General features: G+C 38.7%; 24 protein-coding genes. 21 read left to right on the forward strand and 3 right to left on the reverse strand.

All coding sequences use genetic code 11. The features are described 5' to 3' along the window. Window positions 1-76 precede the first annotated feature (76 nt). Both TZ97_RS02740 and TZ97_RS02745 read left to right on the forward strand, forming a co-directional pair. Window positions 77-1033 (forward strand): ABC transporter ATP-binding protein, encoded by a 957-nt coding sequence (locus TZ97_RS02740; RefSeq protein WP_045760176.1) that lies wholly within the window; start codon window positions 77-79, stop codon window positions 1031-1033. A 1-nt stretch (window position 1034) separates the two neighbouring features. Then, a complete protein-coding gene (locus TZ97_RS02745; RefSeq protein ID WP_023917775.1) occupies window positions 1035-1757 on the forward strand; it encodes an ABC transporter permease in 723 nt (240 codons plus the stop codon). Window positions 1758-2060: 303 nt separating this feature from the next. Here TZ97_RS02745 and TZ97_RS02755 read toward each other — a convergent pair whose 3' ends face one another. Beyond that, entirely contained in the window at window positions 2061-2594 is a 534-nt protein-coding gene (locus TZ97_RS02755) for a biotin transporter BioY (protein ID WP_003006609.1), read from the reverse strand. Between the two features lie 204 nt (window positions 2595-2798). Here TZ97_RS02755 and TZ97_RS02760 point away from each other — a divergent pair, with 204 nt between their 5' ends. From TZ97_RS02760 to TZ97_RS02780, 5 genes are all read left to right on the forward strand, one after another. Then, window positions 2799-3305 (forward strand): hypothetical protein, encoded by a 507-nt coding sequence (locus tag TZ97_RS02760; protein WP_045759287.1) that lies wholly within the window; start codon window positions 2799-2801, stop codon window positions 3303-3305. Between the two features lie 135 nt (window positions 3306-3440). Beyond that, entirely contained in the window at window positions 3441-4121 is a 681-nt protein-coding gene (locus tag TZ97_RS02765) for a response regulator transcription factor (RefSeq protein ID WP_021152983.1), read from the forward strand. Further along, complete coding sequence (locus tag TZ97_RS02770) at window positions 4105-5466, forward strand: sensor histidine kinase (protein ID WP_024055735.1); 1362 nt, start codon at window positions 4105-4107, stop codon at window positions 5464-5466. Before TZ97_RS02765 ends, TZ97_RS02770 begins: the two co-directional genes overlap by 17 nt. Window positions 5467-5495: 29 nt before the next feature. Then, window positions 5496-5876 (forward strand): lactoylglutathione lyase, encoded by a 381-nt coding sequence (gene gloA / locus TZ97_RS02775; RefSeq protein ID WP_003006623.1) that lies wholly within the window; start codon window positions 5496-5498, stop codon window positions 5874-5876. A 110-nt stretch (window positions 5877-5986) separates the two neighbouring features. Beyond that, on the forward strand, window positions 5987-7369 hold the full coding sequence (locus tag TZ97_RS02780; RefSeq protein WP_031574217.1) for a polysaccharide deacetylase family protein: 1383 nt from the start codon (window positions 5987-5989) through the stop codon (window positions 7367-7369). Between the two features lie 42 nt (window positions 7370-7411). On the opposite strand, the gene TZ97_RS02785 is transcribed toward TZ97_RS02780, so the two are convergent. Further along, window positions 7412-8497: a DEAD/DEAH box helicase gene (locus TZ97_RS02785; protein WP_045759288.1), complete on the reverse strand. Its 1086-nt coding sequence runs from the start codon at window positions 8495-8497 to the stop codon at window positions 7412-7414. Continuing rightward, complete coding sequence (locus TZ97_RS02790; RefSeq protein WP_045759289.1) at window positions 8494-9474, reverse strand: Gfo/Idh/MocA family protein; 981 nt, start codon at window positions 9472-9474, stop codon at window positions 8494-8496. The genes TZ97_RS02785 and TZ97_RS02790 overlap by 4 nt, the downstream gene beginning before the upstream one ends. 127 nt (window positions 9475-9601) lie before the next feature. On the opposite strand from TZ97_RS02790, the gene TZ97_RS02795 reads away from it, so the two are divergent. The 14 genes from TZ97_RS02795 to TZ97_RS02860 all read left to right on the forward strand — a co-directional run bounded on the left by TZ97_RS02795 (window position 9602) and on the right by TZ97_RS02860 (window position 24483). Then, window positions 9602-10312 (forward strand): glycosyltransferase family 2 protein, encoded by a 711-nt coding sequence (locus TZ97_RS02795; protein ID WP_045759290.1) that lies wholly within the window; start codon window positions 9602-9604, stop codon window positions 10310-10312. A gap of 1 nt (window position 10313) precedes the next feature. Further along, window positions 10314-10649 (forward strand): DUF2304 domain-containing protein, encoded by a 336-nt coding sequence (locus tag TZ97_RS02800; protein WP_045759291.1) that lies wholly within the window; start codon window positions 10314-10316, stop codon window positions 10647-10649. Next, window positions 10639-11916, forward strand: a complete 1278-nt coding sequence (locus TZ97_RS02805) for a lipopolysaccharide biosynthesis protein (protein ID WP_045760177.1) — start codon at window positions 10639-10641, stop codon at window positions 11914-11916. Before TZ97_RS02800 ends, TZ97_RS02805 begins: the two co-directional genes overlap by 11 nt. Further along, a complete protein-coding gene (locus tag TZ97_RS02810; RefSeq protein ID WP_045759292.1) occupies window positions 11900-12682 on the forward strand; it encodes a glycosyltransferase family 2 protein in 783 nt (260 codons plus the stop codon). Before TZ97_RS02805 ends, TZ97_RS02810 begins: the two co-directional genes overlap by 17 nt. Window positions 12683-12781: 99 nt before the next feature. Then, window positions 12782-13756: a glycosyltransferase family 2 protein gene (locus tag TZ97_RS02815; RefSeq protein ID WP_235287879.1), complete on the forward strand. Its 975-nt coding sequence runs from the start codon at window positions 12782-12784 to the stop codon at window positions 13754-13756. A 56-nt stretch (window positions 13757-13812) separates the two neighbouring features. Continuing rightward, window positions 13813-14739 (forward strand): glycosyltransferase family 2 protein, encoded by a 927-nt coding sequence (locus TZ97_RS02820; protein ID WP_045759293.1) that lies wholly within the window; start codon window positions 13813-13815, stop codon window positions 14737-14739. Window positions 14740-14803: 64 nt separating this feature from the next. Further along, entirely contained in the window at window positions 14804-15655 is an 852-nt protein-coding gene (gene rfbD, locus TZ97_RS02825; RefSeq protein WP_023026990.1) for a dTDP-4-dehydrorhamnose reductase, read from the forward strand. A gap of 105 nt (window positions 15656-15760) precedes the next feature. Beyond that, on the forward strand, window positions 15761-16909 hold the full coding sequence (gene cps2T, locus TZ97_RS02830) for a beta 1-4 rhamnosyltransferase Cps2T (RefSeq protein ID WP_045759294.1): 1149 nt from the start codon (window positions 15761-15763) through the stop codon (window positions 16907-16909). After that, window positions 16906-17847 carry a glycosyltransferase family 2 protein gene (locus TZ97_RS02835; protein ID WP_045759295.1) on the forward strand — a complete coding sequence of 314 codons (942 nt, stop codon included), beginning with the start codon at window positions 16906-16908 and terminating at the stop codon, window positions 17845-17847. The genes cps2T and TZ97_RS02835 overlap by 4 nt, the downstream gene beginning before the upstream one ends. Continuing rightward, the gene (locus tag TZ97_RS02840) at window positions 17847-18653 is read left to right on the forward strand and encodes an ABC transporter permease (protein WP_045759296.1); all 807 of its coding nucleotides are present in this window, start codon (window positions 17847-17849) and stop codon (window positions 18651-18653) included. The genes TZ97_RS02835 and TZ97_RS02840 overlap by 1 nt, the downstream gene beginning before the upstream one ends. Further along, window positions 18653-19876 carry an ABC transporter ATP-binding protein gene (locus TZ97_RS02845; protein ID WP_045759297.1) on the forward strand — a complete coding sequence of 408 codons (1224 nt, stop codon included), beginning with the start codon at window positions 18653-18655 and terminating at the stop codon, window positions 19874-19876. The genes TZ97_RS02840 and TZ97_RS02845 overlap by 1 nt, the downstream gene beginning before the upstream one ends. 12 nt (window positions 19877-19888) lie before the next feature. Continuing rightward, window positions 19889-21238, forward strand: coding sequence for a glycosyltransferase (locus TZ97_RS02850; RefSeq protein WP_045759298.1), 1350 nt, complete (start codon window positions 19889-19891; stop codon window positions 21236-21238). A gap of 1 nt (window position 21239) precedes the next feature. After that, on the forward strand, window positions 21240-22985 hold the full coding sequence (locus TZ97_RS02855) for a rhamnan synthesis F family protein (protein WP_045759299.1): 1746 nt from the start codon (window positions 21240-21242) through the stop codon (window positions 22983-22985). 10 nt (window positions 22986-22995) lie between these two features. Then, on the forward strand, window positions 22996-24483 hold the full coding sequence (locus TZ97_RS02860; RefSeq protein ID WP_045759300.1) for a DUF2142 domain-containing protein: 1488 nt from the start codon (window positions 22996-22998) through the stop codon (window positions 24481-24483). The last annotated feature ends 7 nt before the right edge of the window (window positions 24484-24490 follow it).

Consider the following 24490-nt stretch of genomic DNA (forward strand, 5'->3'; position numbering starts at 1 on the left):
TTATGACACTAAAATGGTAAATCATGACGTAAACCATGGAAAGTCATATGTTTATTATACAATAATCTTATCAAAAATGAAGGAAGCTGGGAAAATCTTCTCAGTCTTGAGTGATGAGATGAAGACATTTGCACCACTGACTATTAGAGATTTGACAAAATCATTTGATAAGCAACATTTTGCTAATAACCATATTTCATTAGAAATAGAAGCTGCTAAAATTACAGCTTTTTTAGGACACAATGGTGCTGGTAAGTCCACCCTCTTAAATCAAATGATTGGTTTTACCAAACCTGATAAAGGAGACGTTAGCTATGGAGACATTTCTTTTGTACAGAATCGTAAACAAGCTCGCTCAATGATGAGCTATATGTCTCAACAGTATGCACCACTTGAAAAATTAACAGTAGAACAAAACTTAGAAATGCTTGGAAGAATGAGAGGATTAAATACCTTAGATATACAAAAAGAAATGGATCAGCTCTTAACCGAGTTAGAAATTAAGGAGTACCGGGCAAAACAAGGAAAGGATCTCTCAGGAGGATTAAAGCGTCTAACTTCTTTTGCAATGGCTTTAATAGGATCTCCGACCATCATTCTTCTTGATGAACCGACAAATGATGTTGATCCAATACGTCGTGAAAAACAATGGCAATTATTACAGAAGCTGGCGCATAAAGGTCATACCATTATTATCGTGACGCATAATCTTTTGGAAGTTGAAAAATATGCAGACAACTATGCCTTATTTAACCATGGGAAGTTAATCAAGTCAGGCCCAGTTCAGCAAATAACCTATCAAAAACAGTATCAAATATCTTTTGAGTTTAGGAATAAAGATAGCTTAGCTCTATTCCAAGATTATACCATTATCAATGGTTCGATTTGCCAGATTGAAGTAGAAGAGAAGGAGTTAACAAGACTGCTACCAAAAATAACACAGGAATTGGATAGAAAGAATATTTTTAATCTGTCACTTGCTCAGAAAAACGTATCCATTTCAGATCTTTATAGAGAGGAGTTGACAAACTGATATGACTCAATTTTTTTACTTACTTCGTTGGAACTATCTTCGTCAAAAAGATCTATTTCTACTCTTTACGCTAGCTCAGGTTCTGTTATCCATTTCACTTCTTTTTGGTTATCCACTAGTGATCGGTGAGATTGATACGACAGCTGCCTACTATCTCTCTTCTGGTTCAGTTCTGATAGGAATTATTTCTATTGGCTGTACGATCTCATCCCCTGTTATAGCAAATGCGAAGTCAGAAGGACATGTAGACTACGTACGAGCCCTTCCAATACCACGAATTCTGATTTCCTTAGCAGATCTTTGGATGTGGATGATTGCTATTTTACCTGGAGTGTTCATTTCTGTTATACTGGGCTATTTTCGTTTTTCTGTCCGCCTAAATGTATCTGTTCTGGCTGTTTTCATCCTATTTCTGATCTGTCTTACGATGATCAGTCTTGGATTTGCCATTGCGTATACTTTTTCTCCCAATATTGTCACGCTGATGTCTCAGTTAATTCTCATGATTGGTTTGATGTTTTCACCAATCATGTACCCTGCAAGTCGTCTTCCAGATTGGATAAACCATCTCTACCATGTTCTTCCATTTGTCCCTTCTGTCAAACTCCTACGAGCTTGTGTCTATAGTCATGGTCACGTCTCATTTTTTGACTTCACTATACTGATTATCTGGATTTTGCTAACACAGTTACTGATCTTGAGAGTTCTTTATAAGGAAAAATAAAGGAAGGAGGGTAGATAGAAGGTTCTTCTTCGAAACAGTAACCCATTTAAAAGTAGTTTAATTAAAGAGATTTACAAATGTATGCCTATAACAAAAGAGGCTGGGACAAAAGTCCTAGCCTCTCAATTGTTTTTGGATTGTCGAGCAAGACGCAGTGGTTGAGTGGGCTCTACTACGCTGATTTCATCAGCTTTTACAGCCCTACTCAACTGTGCGGAGGTGGGACGGCGAAATCGAATTCTAACGAATTACCGATTTCTGTCCCACTCTCTTTTTTAATATATCCGCTAAGCCCTTTGTGTATTATTTGAAATACCAGTGGTGTTTGAGGCTGGCAAAAATTGCCTTGCTGGTGATCGTGATGATGACCAGTTTGATGAGGTCAGCAAGGATAAAGGGAGCAACGACCAAAGTAAATGCTTTTTGGAGATCGGTATGCGTGACCAGCATAAAGCCGATAGCTCCTGACACAAAGAGGAGAGCACTACTGAGGAGATTGGCCAAAAAGATAGTGACAAGGCTGGATTTAGCACTCGTGAACAGAGACGTGATCCATGCTCGGAATGGGAAGAAGAGGAGGAAACCAGCAGTAGGACCAAGGAAATGCGAAGCGCCACCAGCACCGCCGGCAAATACTGGAAAACCTAAGAAGCCTAAAAGTAGGTAGAGACAGACTGTGACAAAGGCATGGCTGGGTTTATAGATGGTCCCGATGATCCCGATCATGAGTGTCTGCAGGGTCAAAGGAATTGGACCAAAGGGAATGGTGAATTGAGATAGGACGGAGATCATGGCCACTCCAATGGAGATGAGCACTAAAGGAAAGATTTTTTTCATAACAGTTAACCTCTATTTTATTTTATGGTAACTATTCTACAATATCGGTTTCATCCTGTCAATAGTCCCAGTCGTTTTAGGTTGTTTTAAGTAAAAATTTAGGCCTGTTTAAGACTTCTAAAGTATAATCGCCTTACTTAAAGGATCGAGCTCCCTTTAAAATTTAAAAGACAAGTACTTGTAAAAAAGATAAAAGGTAAAAAGATGAATCAAAAAGAAACAAAACAAGTAGTCGAAACGCAAGAATCCAAAGAAAAAATGGTCGTCCTCAAACGAAGTCCTAAGTGGTGGATCGGTATGGCAGCAGTTGGTGGCTTGTTGGTCGGTGCTGGAAGTGGCTTTGGGGTCGGTGTCATCGCCTCACAATCTTCCAATTCTCAACAATTTTCTCAACCGGTTCAAACGGGTCAGAACCAAGGTTCCAATCAGCAACAAAATAGTCAAAATGGCCATGCTACACAAGGAAACCAGCAAAATGGTGGCCCACAGGACGGCGGTCCTCAAGGTGGTCCGCAAGGTGGCGGACCTGGTCAGATGCCACAAGAAGGCAATGGTGGCCCACAAGGGAATGGTCCAGATAATGGCATGAACCAATCTAGCGGACAAGAAGGGAACCAGGGTTCCTCTAAAAAGTCCAATAAGAAGAATTCAAAAAATAAAAATAAGACGAGTGATAGTCAAAGTAACAAAGAAAACACGACAAATTCATAGAATTAGCCTTCCTCAGGCAGGCTGAGTTTGATCATAAAACCAGGTTCTAAACTATAGGAAATGAAGGCAAGTCGTGTTATAATGGTTAAGAATAGATTAGAAAGACTCACTCACGAAAGAGAAGAGGATACGACGATGATTAAAATTCTATTGGTCGAAGATGACCTTGGTTTGTCAAATTCAGTATTTGATTTTTTAGATGATTTTGCGGATGTCATGCAGGTCTTTGACGGAGAAGAAGGTCTTTACGAAGCAGAAAGCGGGATCTATGATTTGATTTTGCTGGACCTGATGCTTCCTGAAAAAGACGGTTTCCATGTCTTGAAAGAATTGCGTGAAAAAGGCGTGACAACCCCTGTTTTGATCATGACAGCTAAAGAAAGTCTGGATGACAAAGGGCACGGCTTTGAGCTAGGGGCAGACGATTACCTCACCAAGCCTTTCTACCTAGAAGAGCTTAAGATGCGGATTCAAGCTCTCTTGAAGCGCTCAGGAAAGGTCAATGAAAACACCCTTAATTATGGCAATTTGAAGGTCAATTTATCTACCAATTCGACTTATGTGGATGGGAAAGAAGTGGAACTTCTTGGGAAGGAATTTGATCTTTTGGTCTATTTCCTTCAAAACCAAAATGTCATCCTTCCAAAGACCCAGATCTTCGATCGTCTCTGGGGCTTTGATAGTGACACAACCATCTCAGTGGTTGAAGTCTATGTTTCAAAAATCCGTAAGAAATTAAAAGGTACTGATTTCGTTGAGAACTTGCAAACATTGCGCAGTGTGGGGTATATCTTAAAAGATGCTAACCAGAATTAAGAAAACCGTCGGGGAAGATGATTTTTCCTACTTCATCCGATATTTTGGGCTCTTTACTTTGATATTCTCAGCCATGACCCTGATTATCATTCAGGTCATGCGCTCGAGTCTCTATACAACGGTCGATGAGAACCTCAAGACTCTCAGTCAGGATCCCTACTCGCTTGTAGCGATTGCTTATCGAGACCAGCGACAGTCAAATACCAAAGGAGATGATAATGATCATGAGATGATGATCCCAGATCATGATAAATCAGAACCTAAAGGGGATGTCACATCCAATACCACTGTTGTTTTGCTCAATAAAAAATATGAAAACTTGACAACCGGTAATGGGTTTTTAAACTTCAAAACAGTGACGTTTGGTCGAAAGCTCCTCAACAAGGTTTCCCAGCTTCAAATTACAAACAGCTATGGGAAAAAAGAAAGTTACAGGGCCTATATGGCAGAGTTGAGTTTATCTGATGATGAAAGTGATAGTGATATCAAGTATGCGGTTGTCATGACCAATATCAGTCAGCTAGAGCAGACCAGTGAAGAGCACGAAAGCCAAATCGCCCTTGTCATGATCTGCTTCTGGGGAATCTCGTTATTTGCTAGTCTCTTCTTAGCACGTCTCAGCGTCAAGCCCCTTCTTGAGAGTATGCAAAAGCAAAAGGCTTTCGTGGAAAATGCTTCCCATGAGTTGCGGACGCCTTTAGCAGTCCTGCAAAATCGCCTCGAAACGCTTTTTAGAAAGCCTGAAGCGACCATTATGGAATCGAGCGAGAGCATTGCATCTAGCTTAGATGAAGTTCGAAATATGAAGCTCTTGACCACCAACCTTCTCAATATCGCCCGAAGAGATGATGGCTTGAAGCCAGAGATGGAAGACATCGAACCAAGCTTTTTCGATCAGACCTTCTCGAATTTTGAGATCATTGCGGAAGAAAATGGCAAAATCTTCCGAGGAGACAATCAGGTGGACAAAGTCATTTGTTCTGATAGAACGCTCCTCAAGCAATTGATGACCATTCTTTATGACAATGCCTTGAAATATACCGATGAAGATGGTGAGATCCAGTTTGAAGTTCAATTGAAGGATAAAAATCTTCTTTTGAGAGTGCTGGATAATGGTCCAGGGATTCGAGATGAGGATAAGAAACGGATCTTTGATCGTTTTTACCGGGTCGACAAGGCCAGAACCCGTCAAAAAGGTGGATTTGGCTTGGGATTATCCCTCGCTAAGCAGATCGTAGAAGCCTTTAAAGGGACTATTCAAGTCAAAGATAATAAACCAAAAGGGACTATCTTTGAAGTGAAATTATCCATTAAGACGGAAAGTCGTAAAAAAAATCGTTCATAATCTTTAAAAGATAGAAAAGAGGAAAACCTATGAGTTCAAAAATGTTGCACACTTGCCTTCGTGTGGAAAACTTAGAAAAATCAATCGCTTTTTACCAAGATGCTTTTGGTTTTGAAGAAAAACGTCGGAAAGATTTCCCAGACTACAAGTTCACGATTGTTTATTTGGCCTTGCCTGGAGATGACTATGAGCTGGAATTGACTTACAATTATGATCATGGTCCATATGTCATCGGAGATGGCTATGCTCACGTTGCCTTGAGTACTCCTGATCTAGAAGGTTTGAATGCGGAACACAAGGCTAAAGGCTATGAAGTGACAGAACCAAAAGGTCTTCCAGGGACGCAACCGAATTACTATTTCGTTGTAGATCCGGATGGGTATAAAGTAGAAGTCATTCGCGAAAAATAAGAGGGATTAACAATAAGGGCCGCTGTCGGCTACGACAGTCGCCCTCTTTTTTATGAAACCATTTACAAAAAAGGAATGTTTTTTCGAGAGAAATTTGCTATAATAAAGTTATGAGATTCAAACACACGAAAACTATTTTATTAATCATTACAAATCTCCTTTTACTGAGTCTTTTGTATATCGGCTATCAAAAGATTCAAAGGGTTCGTGAACAAAAAGCCTATCAGGATCAGTTTGATAAGGTCACCCAACTCGAGAAAAGCTCTGAAAAAGGGAAAGATGTTCAAGTTCAGGAAGGGATTTTAGGAACTTCTTATGTGACGGCTTATTATCCTACTAAAGATGGACAAGCTGTTGAGATCGTGAAAGAGAAGATCCAAGAAGACCTTCAGCGTCTAGGATCCGATGAGAAAACCAAAGAGCCAAAGCATTTGACCTTCTACCATAGTGAAGAAGCAGAAGCGCCTTTTGTTGGTTATCACCCTATCCAAATCAAACGGGCGGAGTACCAGTACAAAAAAGGGAAATTCATCAAAGATGAGACGGTGAAGTTGCCCCTCTTTTACTTGGATGATGACAGTAACCCTTTGACCCTCAGCCAAGTTTTTGCGGATCCAGATGGAGCCAAACAGATCTTTTTGGAGGAATTACGAGGGAATCTAGCCTTTCGTCAGTTGGATGAGGAAAGCATTGATCAAATGGTTGCCCACTTCTCAGAGTTGGATTTGAGCCAATGGGAATTCCAATATGAAAAAGGAAATTTCACCATTCCATTTCCAACCAAGGTTAAGGGAGACGATACCTTCACTGTTCCCTTGTCTAAATTCTATGATGTGATCGATACAGAGCGCTTGCTTCCTGATGATCTAGCTTCTTACCAATCCTATATAGAAGAACGCCACCGTAAGATGATTGCTCTGACCTTTGATGATGGACCAGATCCAACCACGACTCCTCAGGCGCTGGCCATCTTAAAGAAATACAATGCCAAAGCTACCTTCTTTATGGTCGGAAAAAATGTCAGTGCGAATCCGGATATTGCTAAGCAAGTCCGCAAAGAGGGGCATCAAATCGGGAACCATACCTGGGATCATCCTCAGTTGCCAAAATTGAGCTTGGATAATGCTAAAAAAGAGATCTTGGATACCCAAGAAGCTATTCAAAAAGCGACAGGTGTGCAGACCAAGATTACCCGTCCTCCGTATGGAGCTATCAATAACGCTATTCAATACGGTGTTGATCAATCCTTCATCATGTGGGATGTGGATAGCCTAGATTGGAAGACACATAATACGACGGCTATTCTCAATGAAGTGAAAAAAGAAGTCAAACCGGGTTCGATTATCCTCATGCATGATATCCATCAAACCACGATTGACGCTCTACCGACCGTCCTTGACTACCTCAAATCACAAGGCTATACCTTTGTAACGGTGGATGAATTGTTGGATTATCAACTTGAAAGTCATCGCATTTATTACAATGGAAATTAACGTAAAAATCCTCTGCAGTTCATTCACTAGCAGAGGATTTTCTTATTCATTTAAAAAGAGTTCGGAATTTTTTAAAACCAGTTCACGTACAGAAGCGTATTTTTTTAAGGATTTGAGTTCTTCTGGGTGGGTGATAAAGGTGATTACATAGCCCTCACGCCCCATTCGTCCTGTTCGACCAGCACGGTGGGTATAGGTCTCCACATCACGAGGAATATCGTAGTTAATCACACACTCAAGATGTTCAATGTCGATCCCACGAGCGACTAAATCGGTGGCAAGCAAGAGGGTCAGCTGATGGTCTTTGAAGCGTTCCAGAATGACCTTGCGGTATTTGACATTGACATCGCTTGCGAGCGATACGGCCTCAACACCACGGTATTGTAGTTTTTCTTCAGCACTACCCAGATCAGACAGGCTATTGAAAAAAGCCAGACCACGAAAATCTTCGACGTAGGCGAGTTTGCGGAGCAATTCGACCTTGTCCCGCTTATCCACTTGCATATAAAAATGTTGGATATTGTCCAAAGAAACTCCATCAACCGAAATGCGAAGAGTATTTTCTTCTAGCTGGTCTGGATCGACCTTGGCTGTGGCGCTCATATAGATATATTGGTGGTCACGGGGAGCATAGTGGCTGATCTTGTCGACGAAGTGGTACTGAGAATCGCTCAGTAATTGGTCGAATTCATCTAAAATGATGGTTTCTACATTCATCATTTTGATCTTTTTCAGCTTGATCAGTTCAAAGATCCGACCAGGCGTCCCAACCAGGATTTCGGGTCCTTTTTTGAGGCGTTCGATTTGCCGTTTTTGACTAGATCCTGAAAGGAAGAGTTGTGTCTGGAGACCGAGAGGCTCTGCCCATTGTTTGGTGACATCAAAAATTTGTCCTGCTAACTCTGTGTTAGGAGCCAAAATTAAGAGTTGTTGGGCCTTCTTCGGTTTGACCTTGAGCAAGCTAGGAAAGAGGTAGGCCAGGGTCTTTCCCGTACCAGTGGGACTGATCCCGAGGACATTTCCTCCTTCATAGATAGGGGCGAAGATTTGCTCCTGAATGTCAGTGAAGGTATCAAATCCGAGTGTTTCTAGCTGATCTTTCCAGCTTTGTGGAAATTGTTCTTTCATTCTTTTTTATCCTTAAATTGTATTCCAGCGCTTTGGCGCATTTGGTAGAGGGTTTCATGGACCTGCTCAGCCGTTTTTAACCACTCGAGGTAAGCCGTCTCTTTTTGCCCAGCTATGGCAAGAGCAAAAGCCTCGGCCTCTTCTTGCATGACATGACTGCAGGACTCAATAGGAAGGTCGATGACCTCTCCAGAATGGCTGACGAATTGAGCCTGGTCCATTGCAGCTACAGCATTTAGGGTCAGGGTTCCAGTCTTGGTGTAGATTTCAGCAGGGAGATGACTGGTAATGTTTTTTCCCGCCTGAATGGCAACCTGAAACTCAGGATAGATCAAGATCCCTTGCCCATAGAGATCAACTGAGTTAGGTAATTGGTGAGCGGTGTAGTGACTAGAGTCTGGCGCTCCAAAAAAGCCAATGGCCAGATAGAGGCAGTAGACTCCCAGATCCATTAGAGCGCCACCTGCATAGAGATCTGAGAAAATATTGGGTATCTCACCTGCTAGAAGAGCAGGCAACTTGGAAGAATATTTGGCAAAGGTAAAGTTGGCGCCTAGTATTTCCTGATTAGAGAGGAAGTCTTTAACCACTTGAAAGGCAGCTTCTTGGTAATTTCTAGCAGCTTCAAAGAGATAAACATTGTGGTCTTTAGCAAGCTTCACTAGTTCCTTCCATTCAACAGGACTCGTCACAGCCGGTTTTTCAATGATGACATGCTTCTTGGCTAGAATAGCAAGCTTGGCCTGAGCGAAGTGAAGAGAATTAGGGCTGGCAATGTAGACTACGTCCAGTTCACTGTCTAAGAAATCGACCAAGTCTGTGTAGCAAGAGATCACCCCATAAGGCTCACAAAAATCTTGAGCCATCTTCATTTTTCTCGAATACACAGCCTGCAAGTGATAGTGACCCGTTTGGTGAGCAGCATTTATAAATTCATGTGAAATCCAACTCGTTCCAATAATTCCAAGTCTTAGCATCAGATGTCCTCCCGCAATCGATTCACTCTATTATACCATGAAAAGGGGGAGGGGGCAGTATAAAGTAGAAAATATGCACTGATTATTGTATAATGAAGTGATATGCATAGAAGGGAAAACAATAGGAGTGAGAAATTCAGAATTACTGATCATTATTCCAGCTTATAATGAAAGTGGAAATATTGAAAAAACAATCAAGATGATTGAAGATCATACGCCCGAATTTGATTATGTCATTATCAATGATTGTTCTACAGATCATACACTTGAAATTTGTCGCAATAATAACTTTAATGTTATCGATTTACCGATCAATTTAGGAATTGGTGGTGCTGTCCAAACTGGTTATCAATATGCAGTTAAAAATGGCTATCAATATGCTGTTCAAGTGGATGGGGATGGTCAGCATAATCCTGAATTTATCAGAAAGATGCTTCAAGTCCTTCAAGAGAAAAATGTGAACATGGTGATTGGCTCTCGTTTCATTGAAAATCAAGGTTTCCAATCCTCCTTCGCGCGACGGATTGGAATTTCATTTTTTGAAAAATTAATTAAGATTTTAACTGGTCAAAAGGTAACAGATCCAACATCAGGATTGCGGGTAGCAGATCGAAAAGTGATTGAAGAATTTGCTAAACAATATCCAAGTGATTATCCAGAACCAGAGACGATTGTGTCCCTCTTAACCTCAGGCTATTCCGTAGCAGAAGTACCTGTATTAATGAACGAGCGAGAACACGGAGAATCATCGATTACATTCAGTAAGTCTGTATACTATATGATCAAAGTGACAATGGCAATGCTATTGGCTAGAATTGGTGGAGGATATAAGAAATAACATGCTAAATATTTGGTTAACCCTTATTGTAATTATTTTTATCGTTTATATTCTACGCCTAGTTGCAAAGAAAGTCGTTGAAATGAGAAATGTCATTTCCTGGCTTATTCTTTGTTTACTCTCGTTGCCAGTTATTTGGTTTCCCAATTTGATTGGAGCAATATCTTCATTTCTTGGTATTCAGACGCTAAGTAACTTTATTTTTTTATTAAGTACATTTTTATTAATATTTTTAATATTTTCATTAACTCGTACTGTATCAAAGCAATCCGTTCAGATTAAGAAATTGTCACAAACAATCGCCTTATTAAGAAGTGAGAATGAAAATGAACAATAAAACAAATAGGAGTGTCTATTTTTGGAATTTTGCTGGGAATATAGCAGCGGCTGCAGTTTCTATATTGTATTTGATTATTGTCTCTCGATATACTTCCGCAAGTGATGCTGATAATTTTAGTTTGGCTTATGCAATTGGGAATCTCTGGATTGTCATTGGTATGTTTCAAGTAAGAAATTATCAGGCGACTGATTTGAAAGAAGCTTACTCGTATTTGGAATATTGGCTAACTAGGGTTATAACAGTTTGTTTGATGTTAGTCACATTATTTCCATATTTACTTTTTAGTGGAAATAATGTTGGAAAAGGGGATTTATTTTTAATAATAATCCTAACGGTACTTTATCGTTCGTGTGATGCTTTTTCTGATTTATTCCAAGGTTTATTTCAACAACATGAACGTTTAGATATTGCAGGGAAATTAATGGTGCTGCGTTATGGTTCGAGCACAATCATTCTCCTAATTAGTTTGTTACTTTCAAATTCTTTAATTTTTTCTTTAATTTGTTTATGTTTTTTTAATGTTCTTTTTGTTTTTCGGGGTGATTACATCCAATCCAAACAAATTAGAACGATACCTTTTAATCAGATTTCATCTGCTACATTTAAGCGATCAATTAGTATCATGAAAACTTGCCTTCCCTTGTTTGTCAACGGCTTTTTATTGGTATATGTTTTGAATTATCCAAAACAAGTGATTGATAAGTTGCTAGTCGAGGGTGTATTACGTGAAGGTGCTCAAAGGGATTTCAGTATTCTATTCATGCCTGTTTTCTTTATGAGTTTATTTGTATTAGCATTAAGACCGTTAATTACCGATTTGGCAAAACAATGGTCAGAAAGAAAGTTTCATACGTTTAATGCTATGATTCGAAAGATTCTATTATTGCTTATGATTTTGGGACTGGTAGTATCAATACTGGCCTATTTGATAGGGATTCCTATTTTGAATATTATAAGTGGTATTGATTTATCAAATTATAGTTTATTGCTTACTATTTTAGTGCTTTCCGGCTTTTTGTATTCTATAGCTTCTGTCATAGGTGATTTTTTAATTATATTGAGGAAGCAAGTCTATCTACTCTATGTGTATATCGCAATGGCGTTGTTAACAAATCTTCTTACGCCTCTAGCGATGAGGGAGTTTGGCTTATTTGGAGCAGGGCTTAGTTTTGTTATGGTTATGTTATTTTACACAGTTGCGAGTTGGATTGTCTTTGTAATTATGAGAAGGAAGGAGATTCAAAAATATGAATCAGTGGAATGATCATACATTTGTAATCTGTGCTTATGGGGATAGTCCTTTTTTAGAGGATTGTATAAACTCGTTATTAAGCCAAACCGTAAAAAGTAATATTATTTTGTACACCTCTACTCCAAGTGTATTTATCGAAAGTATTTGCCAAAAACATGCTATTCCATTTAATACAAGTGTTGGTGGTGGTATTGGGAAAGATTGGAATAATGCTTTATCTTTTGTTACTACCCAATATGCTACAATAGCCCATCAAGATGATTATTATGAGCCAACCTATTTAATGGAAATTCAAGAGAGGATAAAGAAGCATCAAGATGCTATCATTCTTTATTCTGATTATTTTGAAGAAAAAAATGGAGAGGTCATTGAACCGACTTCAAATCTAAAAATCAAATCATTAATGTTAAAAACAATATCATTATTCCCTAAAACTAAGTGGTGGAGAAATCGTATTCTTGCTTTTGGAAATCCGATTTGTTGCCCTGCTGTAACTTATAATTTAGAATTGGTTAAGGGCTTTAGATTTGATGAGGAATGGAGAGTTAGCCTGGACTGGCTTGCTTGGTACCATTTAGCTAAATATGATGGCAGATTTGTATATATTCCAAAAAAATTAATGTGCCATCGTATTCATGAAGATTCTGAAACGAGTAATACCATTAGTGATAATACTCGCACCAAGGAAGATTACATGATGTATAATCTTTTTTGGCCAAAAGGATTAGCGAAATGTTTAAATCGTTTTTATAAAAAGAGTCAGGATACAAATGGTTAAACATTACTTGTTTGAGGTTTGCTAACAATATAAAAATTCTATTTTCTTGCTTATCTGTAAAAACCATGAGTGATAATTATAAATATAAAGGATAAAATTGTGAAAGAAGCGCCTAAGATTAGTGTCATTATTCCAGTATATAATGCAGAATTATATCTGAAAAGATGTATAGATTCAGTTTTGAATCAAAGTTTTAAATCATTTGAAATTATTGCAATTGATGATGGTTCAAAAGATGGTTCGTCCAAAATATTGAATGAATACCAACAATTTTCTCCAAATATTAGAACTTTGAGCCGAGAAAATAAAGGTGCGGCCTATACTAGAAATGAAGGTATCAAGCTTGCGAAAGGTGAATTCATCATGTTTATTGACAGTGATGATTACATAAATCCAGACTACTTGCAAGTATTTTACGATGAAATCTCAAGAGGGATGGATGATGCAGTTATTGGTGGACTTCAGAGAGTAAACCAAGATGGTAAACAACTATTTTCTATCCAATTGGGTAAAGATAAATGGTCGAAATATAGATCAATTTCACCATGTGCTCGCATCTATAGAAAAAAATTTATAGTAGATAACGAACTTTCTTTTCCAGATATTCCGCTGGCTGAGGATTTGTTATTCAGTATAACCGTATATACAAAATCTAAGAATATTAGAACTATACCATATTCTGGATATAATTGGTTTTACAATGAGAATAGTGCATCTAATACATTAAATAAGGGGTTTAATCCAAAATTAGATATCAAGAATGTTCTTGATAAGATAGCATGGATTATTCCAAGTGATTTTTCTGAAACTAAATTAATTAAATTCTTTATAAAAAAATTTACTCTTTATTGGTTATTGGACGGTGGGAGACATTCCACAAGTGAAGAGTTTTTACGTCAATATAAAGAAATTAATGACTGGATCAGGAAAAATGGAATGAAGTCCACACTTTCTGTTTTTAATCGAGAAATTAGAGATGAGAGATTGATGGTTAAATTAGCTATCTTTACAATGAACTTGATTGAAAAAGTCGGTTTATTAAAACTGTTTGCAAAACTGTATTGTAAAGGATAGTTAGAGAATTTATAGTTTACCGATAAGATAGTAGCAAATGTTAATAGGAGCAATGAATGGTTATATCAGTTGTAGTCCCGTGTTTTAATGAAGAAGAATCGATTCCATTATTTTATGAAGAAATGGAACGAGTTCGGACCTCCATGGGAGAAGAATTTGAATATATTTTTATTAATGATGGCTCCTCAGATAGTACGCTATCCGTTCTTCGAAAGTTACATGTTACAGATTCAAATGTGCACTACCTTTCTTTTTCTCGAAATTTCGGAAAAGAGGCAGCACTGTATGCTGGACTTGAGCGTGCTAGTGGTGAATACGTGACCGTCATGGATGTGGACCTACAGGATCCTCCGGAATTATTGATTGAAATGAAGCAGAAGTTGGAGGAACAGGCAGATCTAGACTGTGTCGGAACCCGTCGGGTAACTAGGGATGGGGAACCTCCTATTCGTTCTTTCTTTGCGCGGATGTTTTATAAATTGATCAATCATATTAGCCAGGTGGAAATGGTTGACGGGGCGCGGGATTTCCGTTTGATGCGCCGTCCTATGGTCGATGCTATCATGGAGTTATCGGAGTACAATCGTTTCTCAAAAGGAATTTTTGCTTGGGTAGGATTTGAGACAGAATACCTCGAATATAAAAATGTCGAGCGCGTGGCAGGAGAGACGTCTTGGAATTTTTGGTCCCTCTTTAAATACTCGATTGAAGGGATTGTCAATTTCTCGGATGCCCCATTAAACATTGCCTTTATTGGTGGACTGTTATCTTGGATTCTTGCCTTTATCATGGTGATTCTAATTGTGATCCGTACCTTAGTCTTTGGGGATCCTACTTCAGGTTGGCCATCCCTCATGACAGTGATTCTTTTCCTAGGAGGGTTCCAATTACTAACTATCGGGATTTTAGGGAAATATATCGGTAAGATATTCATGGAAACCAAGAAACGTCCAATCTATGTCATCAAAGAGAAAAGCAAGTAAAAGCAGAATTTTTCTGCTTTTTTTGCTATAATGATAGGGAAAGAGCATTTGAAAGGAAAGTACCATGATTTTAATTACAGGTGCAAATGGTCAACTTGGAACAGAGCTTCGCCATTTGTTAGATGAACGAAATGAAGAATATGTAGCTGTCGATGTAGCTGAAATGGACATCACAAATGCAGAGAAAGTAGATGAGGTTTTCGCAGAAGTGAAACCAACCTTAGTCTACCACTGTGCTGCCTATACAGCTGTTGATGCGGCTGAAGATGAAGGAAAAGAATTGGACTATGCCATCAACGTGACTGGTACGGAAAATGTAGCAAAAGCGTCTGAAAAACACGGTGCAACCTTAGTCTATATCTCAACCGACTATGTTTTTGATGGAAAAAAACCAGTGGGACAAGAATGGGAAGTAGATGATCAACCAGATCCTCAAACAGAGTACGGTCGTACAAAACGTATGGGAGAAGAATTGGTTGAGAAGCATGTGTCAAACTTCTATATCATCCGTACAGCTTGGGTCTTCGGGAACTACGGTAAGAACTTTGTCTTCACCATGCAAAACCTTGCCAAGACTCACAAAACACTTACAGTCGTCAACGACCAACATGGTCGTCCAACCTGGACACGTACTCTTGCTGAGTTCATGACTTATTTGGCTGAAAATCGTAAAGAATATGGTTATTACCACTTGTCTAACGATGCGAAAGAAGATACAACTTGGTATGACTTTGCCGTTGAAATCCTCAAAGATACGGATGTAGAAGTGAAGCCAGTGGATTCCAGCCAATTCCCAGCTAAAGCGAAACGTCCACTGAACTCAACGATGAGCTTGGCTAAGGCTAAGGCTACAGGGTTCGTCATTCCAACTTGGCAAGATGCCTTGAAAGAGTTCTATAAACAAGAAGTGAAATAAGTGAAAATTGAAGCGACCCTAGGGTCGCTTTTCTGTTTGGATTAGGCAAAAAGCCTAGAAAATGGTATAATTGAATAGACTGTAAATTGTTAGAAAGGGAATATTATGCAACACGTTTTTATTATCGGAAGTCGTGGACTTCCGGCTCAATATGGCGGTTTTGAAACTTTTGTGGACCAATTGGTCTCGCATCAAGTATCTCCAGATATCCAGTACCATGTTGCCTGCCTTTCTAATGATCAAGCTTATCAACATTTTGACTACAAGGGTGTCGATTGTTTTACGATTAAAGCACCGAAACTTGGGCCAGCTCGCGTCATTGCCTATGATATGATGGCCATCAACTATGCCTTAAAGGTCATTAAGAAACAAGGAATTAAAAAACCTATTTTTTATATATTGGGCAACACAATTGGAGCCTTTGTGGCACCTTTTGCGCGCAAGATCCATAAATTGGGTGGACGATTCTATATCAACCCAGATGGACTGGAGTGGAAGCGGGCCAAGTGGGCCAAGCCGATCCAAGCCTATCTCAAGTATTCTGAAAAGATCATGACGCGCCACGCAGATTTGGTGATTTCTGACAACCCTGGTATCGATTCCTATATCAAGGAAGTCTACCCGTGGTCCAAGACGACCTATATTGCCTATGGAACGGACTTATCTCCGACCAGTCTGACCAGTCAGGATAGGAAGGTCAGAGAACTCTATCAGAAGTGGCAGACACAGGAAAAGAACTATTACTTGATCTTGGGTCGCTTTGTCCCAGAAAATAATTATGAGACTGCCATTCGAGAATTTATGTCCTCTTCCACCAAGCGTGATTTGGTGATTATTTGTAACCATGAAGGCAATCCTTATTTTGAAGAGCTCCGAACTAGGACTGGATTTGATCAGGATCCACGCGTCAAGTTTGTAGGAACGGTCTATGATCAAGACCTCTTGAAATATATCCGTAAAGAAGCCTTTGCCTATATCCATGGTCATGAAGTGGGTGGAACCAATCCTGGTCTCCTAGAGGCTCTTGCCCAGACGGATCTCAATTTGGTTTTAGGTGTTTCCTTTAACCAAACGGTCGCAAAGGACACAGCCCAATATTGGACTAAAGAAACTGGGAATTTGGCGCATTTGATCGACCAGTTCGATCCTTTGGAAGATGTATCTGAATGGGGTCAACGTGCCAAGGCCAATATGAAACAAAACTTTACCTGGGAAAAAATTGTAGGTGAATACGAGGAATTATTCTTATCATGAAAGTAAATATCTTGTTGTCCACCTATAATGGTGAACAGTATCTAAAAGAGCAGGTCAAAAGTATCCAAGACCAGACTTATCAGGACTGGCAACTCTTGATCCGAGATGATGGATCAACAGATGGTACGGTAGAAATCATTCAAGAGCTGGTGGCTCAGGATGAGCGTATCCACTTTATCAATCAAGGAGCCATCGAAAATCTGGGTGTCATCAAGAGTTTTCACACACTCTTAAAATATGAAAAGGCTGATCTTTATTGCTTTAGTGACCAAGATGATGTCTGGCTTCCTGAAAAGATTGCCCTACAAGTGGAAGAAGCAGAGAAACATCCGCAAGAGGAGCCTTTGCTGGTCTACACAGATTTAAAAGTGGTCGATGAAAACTTGAATGTGCAGCACGAAAGTATGATTCGCACCCAGTCTGATCATGCCAATACGGAACTGATTCAAGAATTAACAGAAAATACGGTAACTGGTGGAGTAGCCATGATTAACCATGCCCTGGCTGACTTATGGACAGGTCAAGAAAAGCATGCGCTTCTCATGCATGATTGGTACCTAGCATTGTTGGCAACTGCTTTTGGAAAGCTCATCTATATTGATCAACCGACAGAGTTGTACCGTCAGCACAGTAGCAACGTTCTGGGGGCTCGAACCCTAAGAAAACGGGTTAAAAACTGGGTTCGCCCTCATATTTTATTTGCTAAATATTGGAATCTTATTGAGTCCAGTCAAGAACAAGCAAAAAATTTATTGGATCTGCCAGTCAGTCCCCAAAATAAAGAAATTATTGAGAACTTTGTGACCATCATGGACTTATCGCTAAGAGAACGTTTGAGACGGATTCGTCAGTATGGTTACCGTAAGAACCGAGCCTTTCACACCTTTGTGTTTACTAGCTTGATTCTGACAAAGTTTGCATATCGAGGTAAAAAATAATGTTTGACGTTTTTAGTCAGAAAAATCGAATTTTATTAAGAGAATTAATCAAAACAGACTTTAAATTACGCTACCAAGGATCAGCGATTGGTTATCTTTGGTCGATTTTAAAGCCCCTGATGACTTTTACCATCATGTATATTGTCTTCATCCGCTTCTTACGATTGGGTGGAGATGTGCCCCATTTCCCAGTTGCCCTTTTGTTGGCCAATGTAGTCTGGGGGTTCTTCTCAGAAGCGACCTCCATGGGGATGGTGTCGATCGTTAGTCGAGGCGACCTGTTACGGAAGTTGAACTTCTCCAAACACATCATTGTCTTGTCCGCAATTTCAGGAGCAGCGATTAACTTTGTCATTAACCTGGTTGTGGTCTTGATTTTTTCATTCTTTAATGGGGTGACATTTTCTTGGACAGCCTTGATGGTGATTCCGCTATTCTTTGAGTTATTCTTGATGGCGACAGGATGTGCATTGATCTTAGCGACATTTTTTGTCCGTTTCCGTGACCTAGGTCAAGTTTGGGAAGTGCTCTTGCAAGCTGGTTTGTATGCAACGCCAATTATCTACCCGATTACCTTTATCGCAGATCGCAATCCATGGGCTGCTAAGTTGGTCATGATGAATCCCTTGGCTCAAATGATTCAAGACATGCGTTATTTCTTGATTGATAAGGCCAACACCCCAGTCTGGCTTTTGGTGGAGAATAAGTTCTTGGTACTGATTCCTTATGTCTTGCCAATTCTTATTTTTATCGCTGGCTTTGCTTACTTTAACAAACATGCTAAGAAATTTGCGGAGATTCTCTAATGACAGATAAACAAATTGCAGTAAAAGTAGACCATGTCAGCAAGTACTTTAAGTTGCCAACAGAGGCAACCAACAGTCTTCGGACGGCGATGGTTAATCGCTTCAAAGGCATTAAAGGGTACAAAGAACAGCACGTTCTTAAGGATATTTCTTTTGAAGTAGAAAAAGGAGACTTTTTCGGGATCCTCGGAAGAAATGGTTCTGGAAAATCAACCCTCTTGAAAATCATTTCTGAAATCTATGTGCCGGAAAAAGGCACCGTCACTATCGATGGGAAACTGGTCTCCTTTATTGAGCTTGGAGTGGGCTTTAACCCAGAATTGACAGGACGTGAAAATGTCTACATGAATGGAGCTATGCTGGGCTTCTCGACAGCTGAAATTGATGCCATGTATGATGATATTGTAGATTTTGCCGAGTTGCATGAATTCATGAACCAAAAGCTCAAAAACTACTCTTCAGGGATGCAGGTTCGTCTGGCCTTTTCGGTCGCCATCAAGGCCCAAGGCGATATCTTGATTTTGGACGAGGTCCTAGCAGTAGGAGACGAAGCCTTCCAGCGCAAGTGTAATGATTACTTCCAAGAACGGAAGAAATCAGGAAAAACCACTATCTTGGTTACCCATGATATGGGAGCCGTCAAGAAATATTGTAACAAGGCTGTTTTGATTGAAAATGGATTGGTGAAGGCCATTGGTAGTCCTGAGAATGTTGCCAACCAATATAGTTTTGATAATACGGCTCCTTTGCAACAGGGAGGAGAAGCTAATGGAGCAGGCAATTCCAACCAGGAAGAAAATGTCTTGGTTGAAAATTTTCAGCTTCAGTTGTTAAGCTCAAACAAATTACGTCCTCAAGATCCTATTCAGTTCCAGATTGATTTTGATGTTCGTGAAGATATCCAGACCTATATCGCTATGTCTTTAACGGATATTGATCGGAACATTTGGATCTACAATGATAATTCTATGAATCAGTTGATGAGTGGGGCTGGACATAAAACGGTTCATTATACTTGTTCACTGCCAACAGTAAATGACTTGAAAATGAAATTAGAAGTGACAGTAAGGGATGCTGAAGGGCAGATGTTGGCTTTTTCAGATGCTACCCAAACTCCACTGATCTTTATCAATCGAGATGATATCGCTTTGGATGATAAATCAGCAATGGATGCGGCAAGCGGCTTAATCCAACGCAATGGAACATGGTCAATGACTGACTAGACTGAGGGAGATATGGAAACGACGCCTTTTGTTTCGATTATTTGTACGGTTTATAATAAAGAGCCCTGGCTAAAGAAGACGATCGATAGCTTCTTAGCCCAAGAAACAGAGTTTGCTTATGAGATTATCTTAGTGGATGATGCTTCAAGTGACGGATCCCGTTCTATCATTCAGGATTATCAAGCCAACTATCCTGATCTGATTCGTGCCTTTTATCAGGATGAGAACCAGGGAATTTCTAAAACCTGGGTCTCTATCTGTAAAGAAGCACGTGGACAGTATATTGCTCGCTGTGACGGAGATGATTTTTGGTTGGATCCTTTAAAACTTCAGAAACAGGTTGACTTACTAGAAAGTAAACCTGATTGCAAATGGTCCAATACAGATTTTGATATTTATGATGAACAAGGGACCCTCGTTTCTAAGGCTGGCTTTGCCAATCATACGATTCCATTAGCAGATACTTATGAAAAGATGCTGGCAACAAGAGGCTTTACGATGGCATCGACCTGGTTAGTAGATAGAGACTTGATGTTAGAAGTGAACCAAGAATTAGATCTCACGACTTCAGACGATACCTTCAATCTACAACTGGAGCTCTTTCAACGGACTTCTTTGGCCTATCTGAATGAAGCAACAGTCGCTTATACTATAAACCAAGGATCTGATTCTCGTCCTCGTGATTTCAGAAAACTAGAACGCCGATTTCATAAGTTATTGCAAACGCAACTTGAGTATCTTGATAAATATCCAAATACCGATTTTAAAGAGATGGCGAAGATCCTTTTAGATCGTAATAATACGTATGAAATTCGTCTTTCTAAACCGATGGATTCTCTTTCACACATTGGAATGGAGTCTGTTACGATATATTTTGGAGATGAAAAAAATACCTATTCGGAAGATCGTACCCTGACCAAACTTCTTCAAAAAGAAGATAGTCTGGCAATCGAAATTCCGAAGGGAACTACTGTTATCCGAGTCGATCTTTCTGAAAATCCTAGTTATTACACTGATGTTGAATTGAAAGATTCATCAGGCAATGTTTGCTCAGCTGTTTATAGTAACGGCGTTGTTGTTGATCATTTGTATTTGTTTAGTGAACCGGATCCTCAGTTGATCTATGAAGTTGAAGAAGAAGGTGTGTATCAACTGAGCTATAAAATGATTTCTATAGATAATCCCTCTGCACCGGATTATATTGGAAAAGTTTTCACTGCTGAAATGTTAGATTGTCAAAGTAGATTGAAAAATCTTGAGGCAGAGTTACAAGCTACGAAAGAAGCATATAATACAGTCATTCATTCTCGCCGTTGGACCATTCCAACAAAGATCTTGAAATTCTTAAGAATAAGGAAATAATATGCAACGTTTACTTTTGTACGTTCACTTCAATAAATTTAACTTTATTAGTGGACATGTACTTTATCAATTAGAAAAAATTCGCCCCTTGTATTCACGGGTAGTTTTTATCTCTAATAGCCAGCTTCCAGAAGACGTGAAGTCTAATTTAGCAGCACAACATCTGGTAGATGATATTCTAGAGCGTCAAAATAGTGGCTTTGATTTCGCTGCTTGGCGGGATGGAATGAAGACAGTCGGTTTTGATCAACTGGCTCACTTTGATTCTGTTACCCTCATGAATGATACCTGCTTTGGACCTCTTTGGGATCTAGAATCCATTTATCAGCAGTTTGAACATGATGAGGAAGTAGATTTCTGGGGAATGACCAATTACCGGAAAGACAAGGATTTTAACGAGCATATTCAGAGTTATTATCTCAGCTTTAAAAAACAGGTGCTGACATCGAGCGCCTTTCATGAGTTTTGGCAGGGCGTTCAAGACTTTACTAATGTCCAAGATGTAATCGATAACTACGAGACCAAGGTCACAACGAATTTCTTGGATGCTGGTTTTCGCTATAAAACTGTCTTTGATACCATCCATGAAGATACAACAGGGATGCTCTATCCAGACTTTTCTTACTACAATCCTACAGCGATTCTCAACCATAAGGTTCCTTTCATCAAAGTCAAAACCATTGCAAACAATGAAGGAATCATGCCTTATATTTTTGATGAATTGGAGCGGGTCTCGAACTATCCATTAGATTTGATTCTCAACCACATGTCTATGATTGACCGTCCGGACTATCCTTATCTCTTATCCCGTAAGTATTTGAAGGATCAAGACTTAGGAGACACATTTGATAAAAAAGTTGCGGTTCATCTCCATGTCTTTTATGTGGACCTCTTAGAAGAATTTCTAGATGCTTTCCAAGCTTTTCATTTTGACTTTGATCTATGGATTACGACAGATGTAGAAGTGAAGAAGCAGGCTATTGAGGAAATTCTTTCTAATCGGGACCAAATTGCGATAGTCGTGGTGACTGGAAACATTGGACGAGATGTGTTACCAATGTTCCTCTTAAAAGAGCAACTCTCTCACTATGATTATGTCGGCCATTTTCATACCAAGAAATCCAAAGAAGCAGATTTCTGGGCAGGTGAATCTTGGCGGAAAGAATTGATTGATATGTTGGTTAAACCGGCAGATCAAATCCTTGCCAATATGGAGGCCAATCCAAAAGTTGGAATCACCATCGCAGATATTCCAACCTTCTTCCGATACAATCGAATAGTGGTTGCCTGGAATGAAGCCCTCATTTCACCAGAGATGAACAAGCTCTGGCAACGAATGGGAGCGACCAAGACAATTGATTTCAAAAATCTCAATACTTTTGTTATGAGCTATGGGACCTTTGTTTGGTTTAAGTATGATGCTTTGAAACCACTCTTTGATTTAAATTTGACAGCAGCAGATGTTCCAGCTGAACCTCTTCCTCAAAATTCGATCCTTCATGCGATTGAACGCTTATTAGTCTACATTGCCTGGGATCAAAAATATGACTTTAGGATCTCCCAAAATCCACACGTTCTCACACCATTTATCGATAATAAGCAGTTGAACAATCGTGAGGATCTCCAACCACATACCTTCGTGGACTTTAATCAAATCGGTGGGATTAAAGGAGCCTTGAAGTATATCGTGATCGGTCCTGCAAGAGCTGTGAAATATATACTAAAAAGAATGATAAAAAGAAAGTAGAGTAAATTATATGGGAGTTATTGATAAGACTAAAATTAGAAATATTTTAATCGCTATATTTTTAGTATTATTTTCAAGGGTGTTTTTGGCTAGTTTATTTCAATTTACTATCAATCTTAAAATTATACTATTAATTATTAGTATTGTAATTTATTTTATTCTTTTTGATCCAAAAGACAAAAAGAAATTGCCAATAAATGCTTTTTTTCTGATAGTTATTTTCGGTAGTGTCATTTCAGTAGTGAAACCAGTTCAATACGGATTAGATGAAGAGTCTCATTTACCAAACGTCATTAGTATTTCTGATAGTCCTATTTTTAAATATTCTAATGAGAAATTGGAAGATTATAATTCAGTTTTTAAATATGATGCACTAAGAAATCCTAGTAAAAAAGATAAAAATTATTGGTTCAATGTTGAGCATAAGAAAAGTAAAATTAAAGGAGTAAGAGTTGGATTTGATAATCCAGCCTTCATTCCTAGTGCAATTGGCTGGAATATAGGTAGATTAATCTCTAAAAAAGTGTTTGTTTCCTATTATTTGGGAAGAATTTTCGAAGTAATAGCATATGCCATTCTAGTATTTATTGCATTAAAAATCAGCAAAGTTTATAGAGAAGCGATATATTTATTTTCTACATTCCCTGCAGTATTGTATATCATAGCAGGTTATCATTATGATTATTTATATTTTGGAGCAACTTTAATTAGTCTTGCTATATTGACAAATATTCTATCGGGTGAACGTAAAATTGATAGAAAATATGCTTTTGTATTTCAATGCTCTACATTATTATTTTCATTTGCAAAATTTCCTTTTGTATTAATTGGAAGTCTATTTTCAATATTGCCAAATAAGTATTATCAGGATAAATCAGTAAGAAAATTCAGTTCAATCCTGTTTGGTTTAAATTTATTCATTTCCTTTACATATGTTGGAATCATTAAATTGTTTGCTTCAGACAATGCTTTGTCAGGCAAAGGCCCAGGACTATTATATTTTGTAACACATCCATTACCATTAATTAGAACTTTACTTTTAGCGCCATACGGTATTATTCATGATTTTGTTTCTGAACCATTGAAATATGTTTCAGAATCGTCTCCGTTTTTAATTGCAATTTCGATGGTTATTTTCTTTTTCGCTATGTTTGTCATTGCATTAAAAAATAAAATTGAAATGCCAACATTTTTTAAATATTACTGTCTTCTTTTACTTGCAGGTATTGCATCATTAATAGTAATTGCTATATCAGGAGATCCGAGGGTATACCACAAAGGTGATATTACTGTAGGTGGTGTACAAGGTCGTTATTATTATTTTATTCTGATGTTTTTGCCACTCTTTTGTGGATCATGGTTTAGAAAACTATTCGGCTTTTTGGATATGACCATTCAGAATGAAGATTCGAACTTTGAATGTAGTTTGCAATACATGTTAGTGTATTTAAATATTTTAACAATTAGTATTGGAATATACACTCAATTGCAGGGGTAAAAAATTT

Source organism: Streptococcus parasanguinis, from assembly GCF_000963275.1.
GTDB classification, from domain to species: Bacteria; Bacillota; Bacilli; order Lactobacillales; family Streptococcaceae; genus Streptococcus; species Streptococcus parasanguinis_B.

Excerpts from the sequence above, each read along its gene's own strand:
- TZ97_RS02755 (WP_003006609.1), bottom strand. The coding sequence starts at position 2,594 with ATGAAAAAAATCTTTCCTTTAGTGCTCATCTCCATTGGAGTGGCCATG.
- TZ97_RS02850 (WP_045759298.1), top strand. The coding sequence starts at position 19,889 with ATGGAAACGACGCCTTTTGTTTCGATTATTTGTACGGTTTATAATAAA.
- TZ97_RS02770 (WP_024055735.1), top strand. The coding sequence starts at position 4,105 with ATGCTAACCAGAATTAAGAAAACCGTCGGGGAAGATGATTTTTCCTAC.
- TZ97_RS02840 (WP_045759296.1), top strand. The coding sequence starts at position 17,847 with ATGTTTGACGTTTTTAGTCAGAAAAATCGAATTTTATTAAGAGAATTA.
- TZ97_RS02805 (WP_045760177.1), top strand. The coding sequence starts at position 10,639 with ATGAACAATAAAACAAATAGGAGTGTCTATTTTTGGAATTTTGCTGGG.
- TZ97_RS02790 (WP_045759289.1), bottom strand. The coding sequence starts at position 9,474 with ATGCTAAGACTTGGAATTATTGGAACGAGTTGGATTTCACATGAATTT.
- TZ97_RS02765 (WP_021152983.1), top strand. The coding sequence starts at position 3,441 with ATGATTAAAATTCTATTGGTCGAAGATGACCTTGGTTTGTCAAATTCA.
- gloA (WP_003006623.1), top strand. The coding sequence starts at position 5,496 with ATGAGTTCAAAAATGTTGCACACTTGCCTTCGTGTGGAAAACTTAGAA.
- TZ97_RS02785 (WP_045759288.1), bottom strand. The coding sequence starts at position 8,497 with ATGAAAGAACAATTTCCACAAAGCTGGAAAGATCAGCTAGAAACACTC.
- TZ97_RS02745 (WP_023917775.1), top strand. The coding sequence starts at position 1,035 with ATGACTCAATTTTTTTACTTACTTCGTTGGAACTATCTTCGTCAAAAA.
- TZ97_RS02780 (WP_031574217.1), top strand. The coding sequence starts at position 5,987 with ATGAGATTCAAACACACGAAAACTATTTTATTAATCATTACAAATCTC.
- TZ97_RS02855 (WP_045759299.1), top strand. The coding sequence starts at position 21,240 with ATGCAACGTTTACTTTTGTACGTTCACTTCAATAAATTTAACTTTATT.
- cps2T (WP_045759294.1), top strand. The coding sequence starts at position 15,761 with ATGCAACACGTTTTTATTATCGGAAGTCGTGGACTTCCGGCTCAATAT.
- TZ97_RS02835 (WP_045759295.1), top strand. The coding sequence starts at position 16,906 with ATGAAAGTAAATATCTTGTTGTCCACCTATAATGGTGAACAGTATCTA.
- TZ97_RS02810 (WP_045759292.1), top strand. The coding sequence starts at position 11,900 with ATGAATCAGTGGAATGATCATACATTTGTAATCTGTGCTTATGGGGAT.
- TZ97_RS02820 (WP_045759293.1), top strand. The coding sequence starts at position 13,813 with ATGGTTATATCAGTTGTAGTCCCGTGTTTTAATGAAGAAGAATCGATT.
- TZ97_RS02740 (WP_045760176.1), top strand. The coding sequence starts at position 77 with ATGAAGGAAGCTGGGAAAATCTTCTCAGTCTTGAGTGATGAGATGAAG.
- TZ97_RS02760 (WP_045759287.1), top strand. The coding sequence starts at position 2,799 with ATGAATCAAAAAGAAACAAAACAAGTAGTCGAAACGCAAGAATCCAAA.
- rfbD (WP_023026990.1), top strand. The coding sequence starts at position 14,804 with ATGATTTTAATTACAGGTGCAAATGGTCAACTTGGAACAGAGCTTCGC.
- TZ97_RS02800 (WP_045759291.1), top strand. The coding sequence starts at position 10,314 with ATGCTAAATATTTGGTTAACCCTTATTGTAATTATTTTTATCGTTTAT.
- TZ97_RS02845 (WP_045759297.1), top strand. The coding sequence starts at position 18,653 with ATGACAGATAAACAAATTGCAGTAAAAGTAGACCATGTCAGCAAGTAC.
- TZ97_RS02860 (WP_045759300.1), top strand. The coding sequence starts at position 22,996 with ATGGGAGTTATTGATAAGACTAAAATTAGAAATATTTTAATCGCTATA.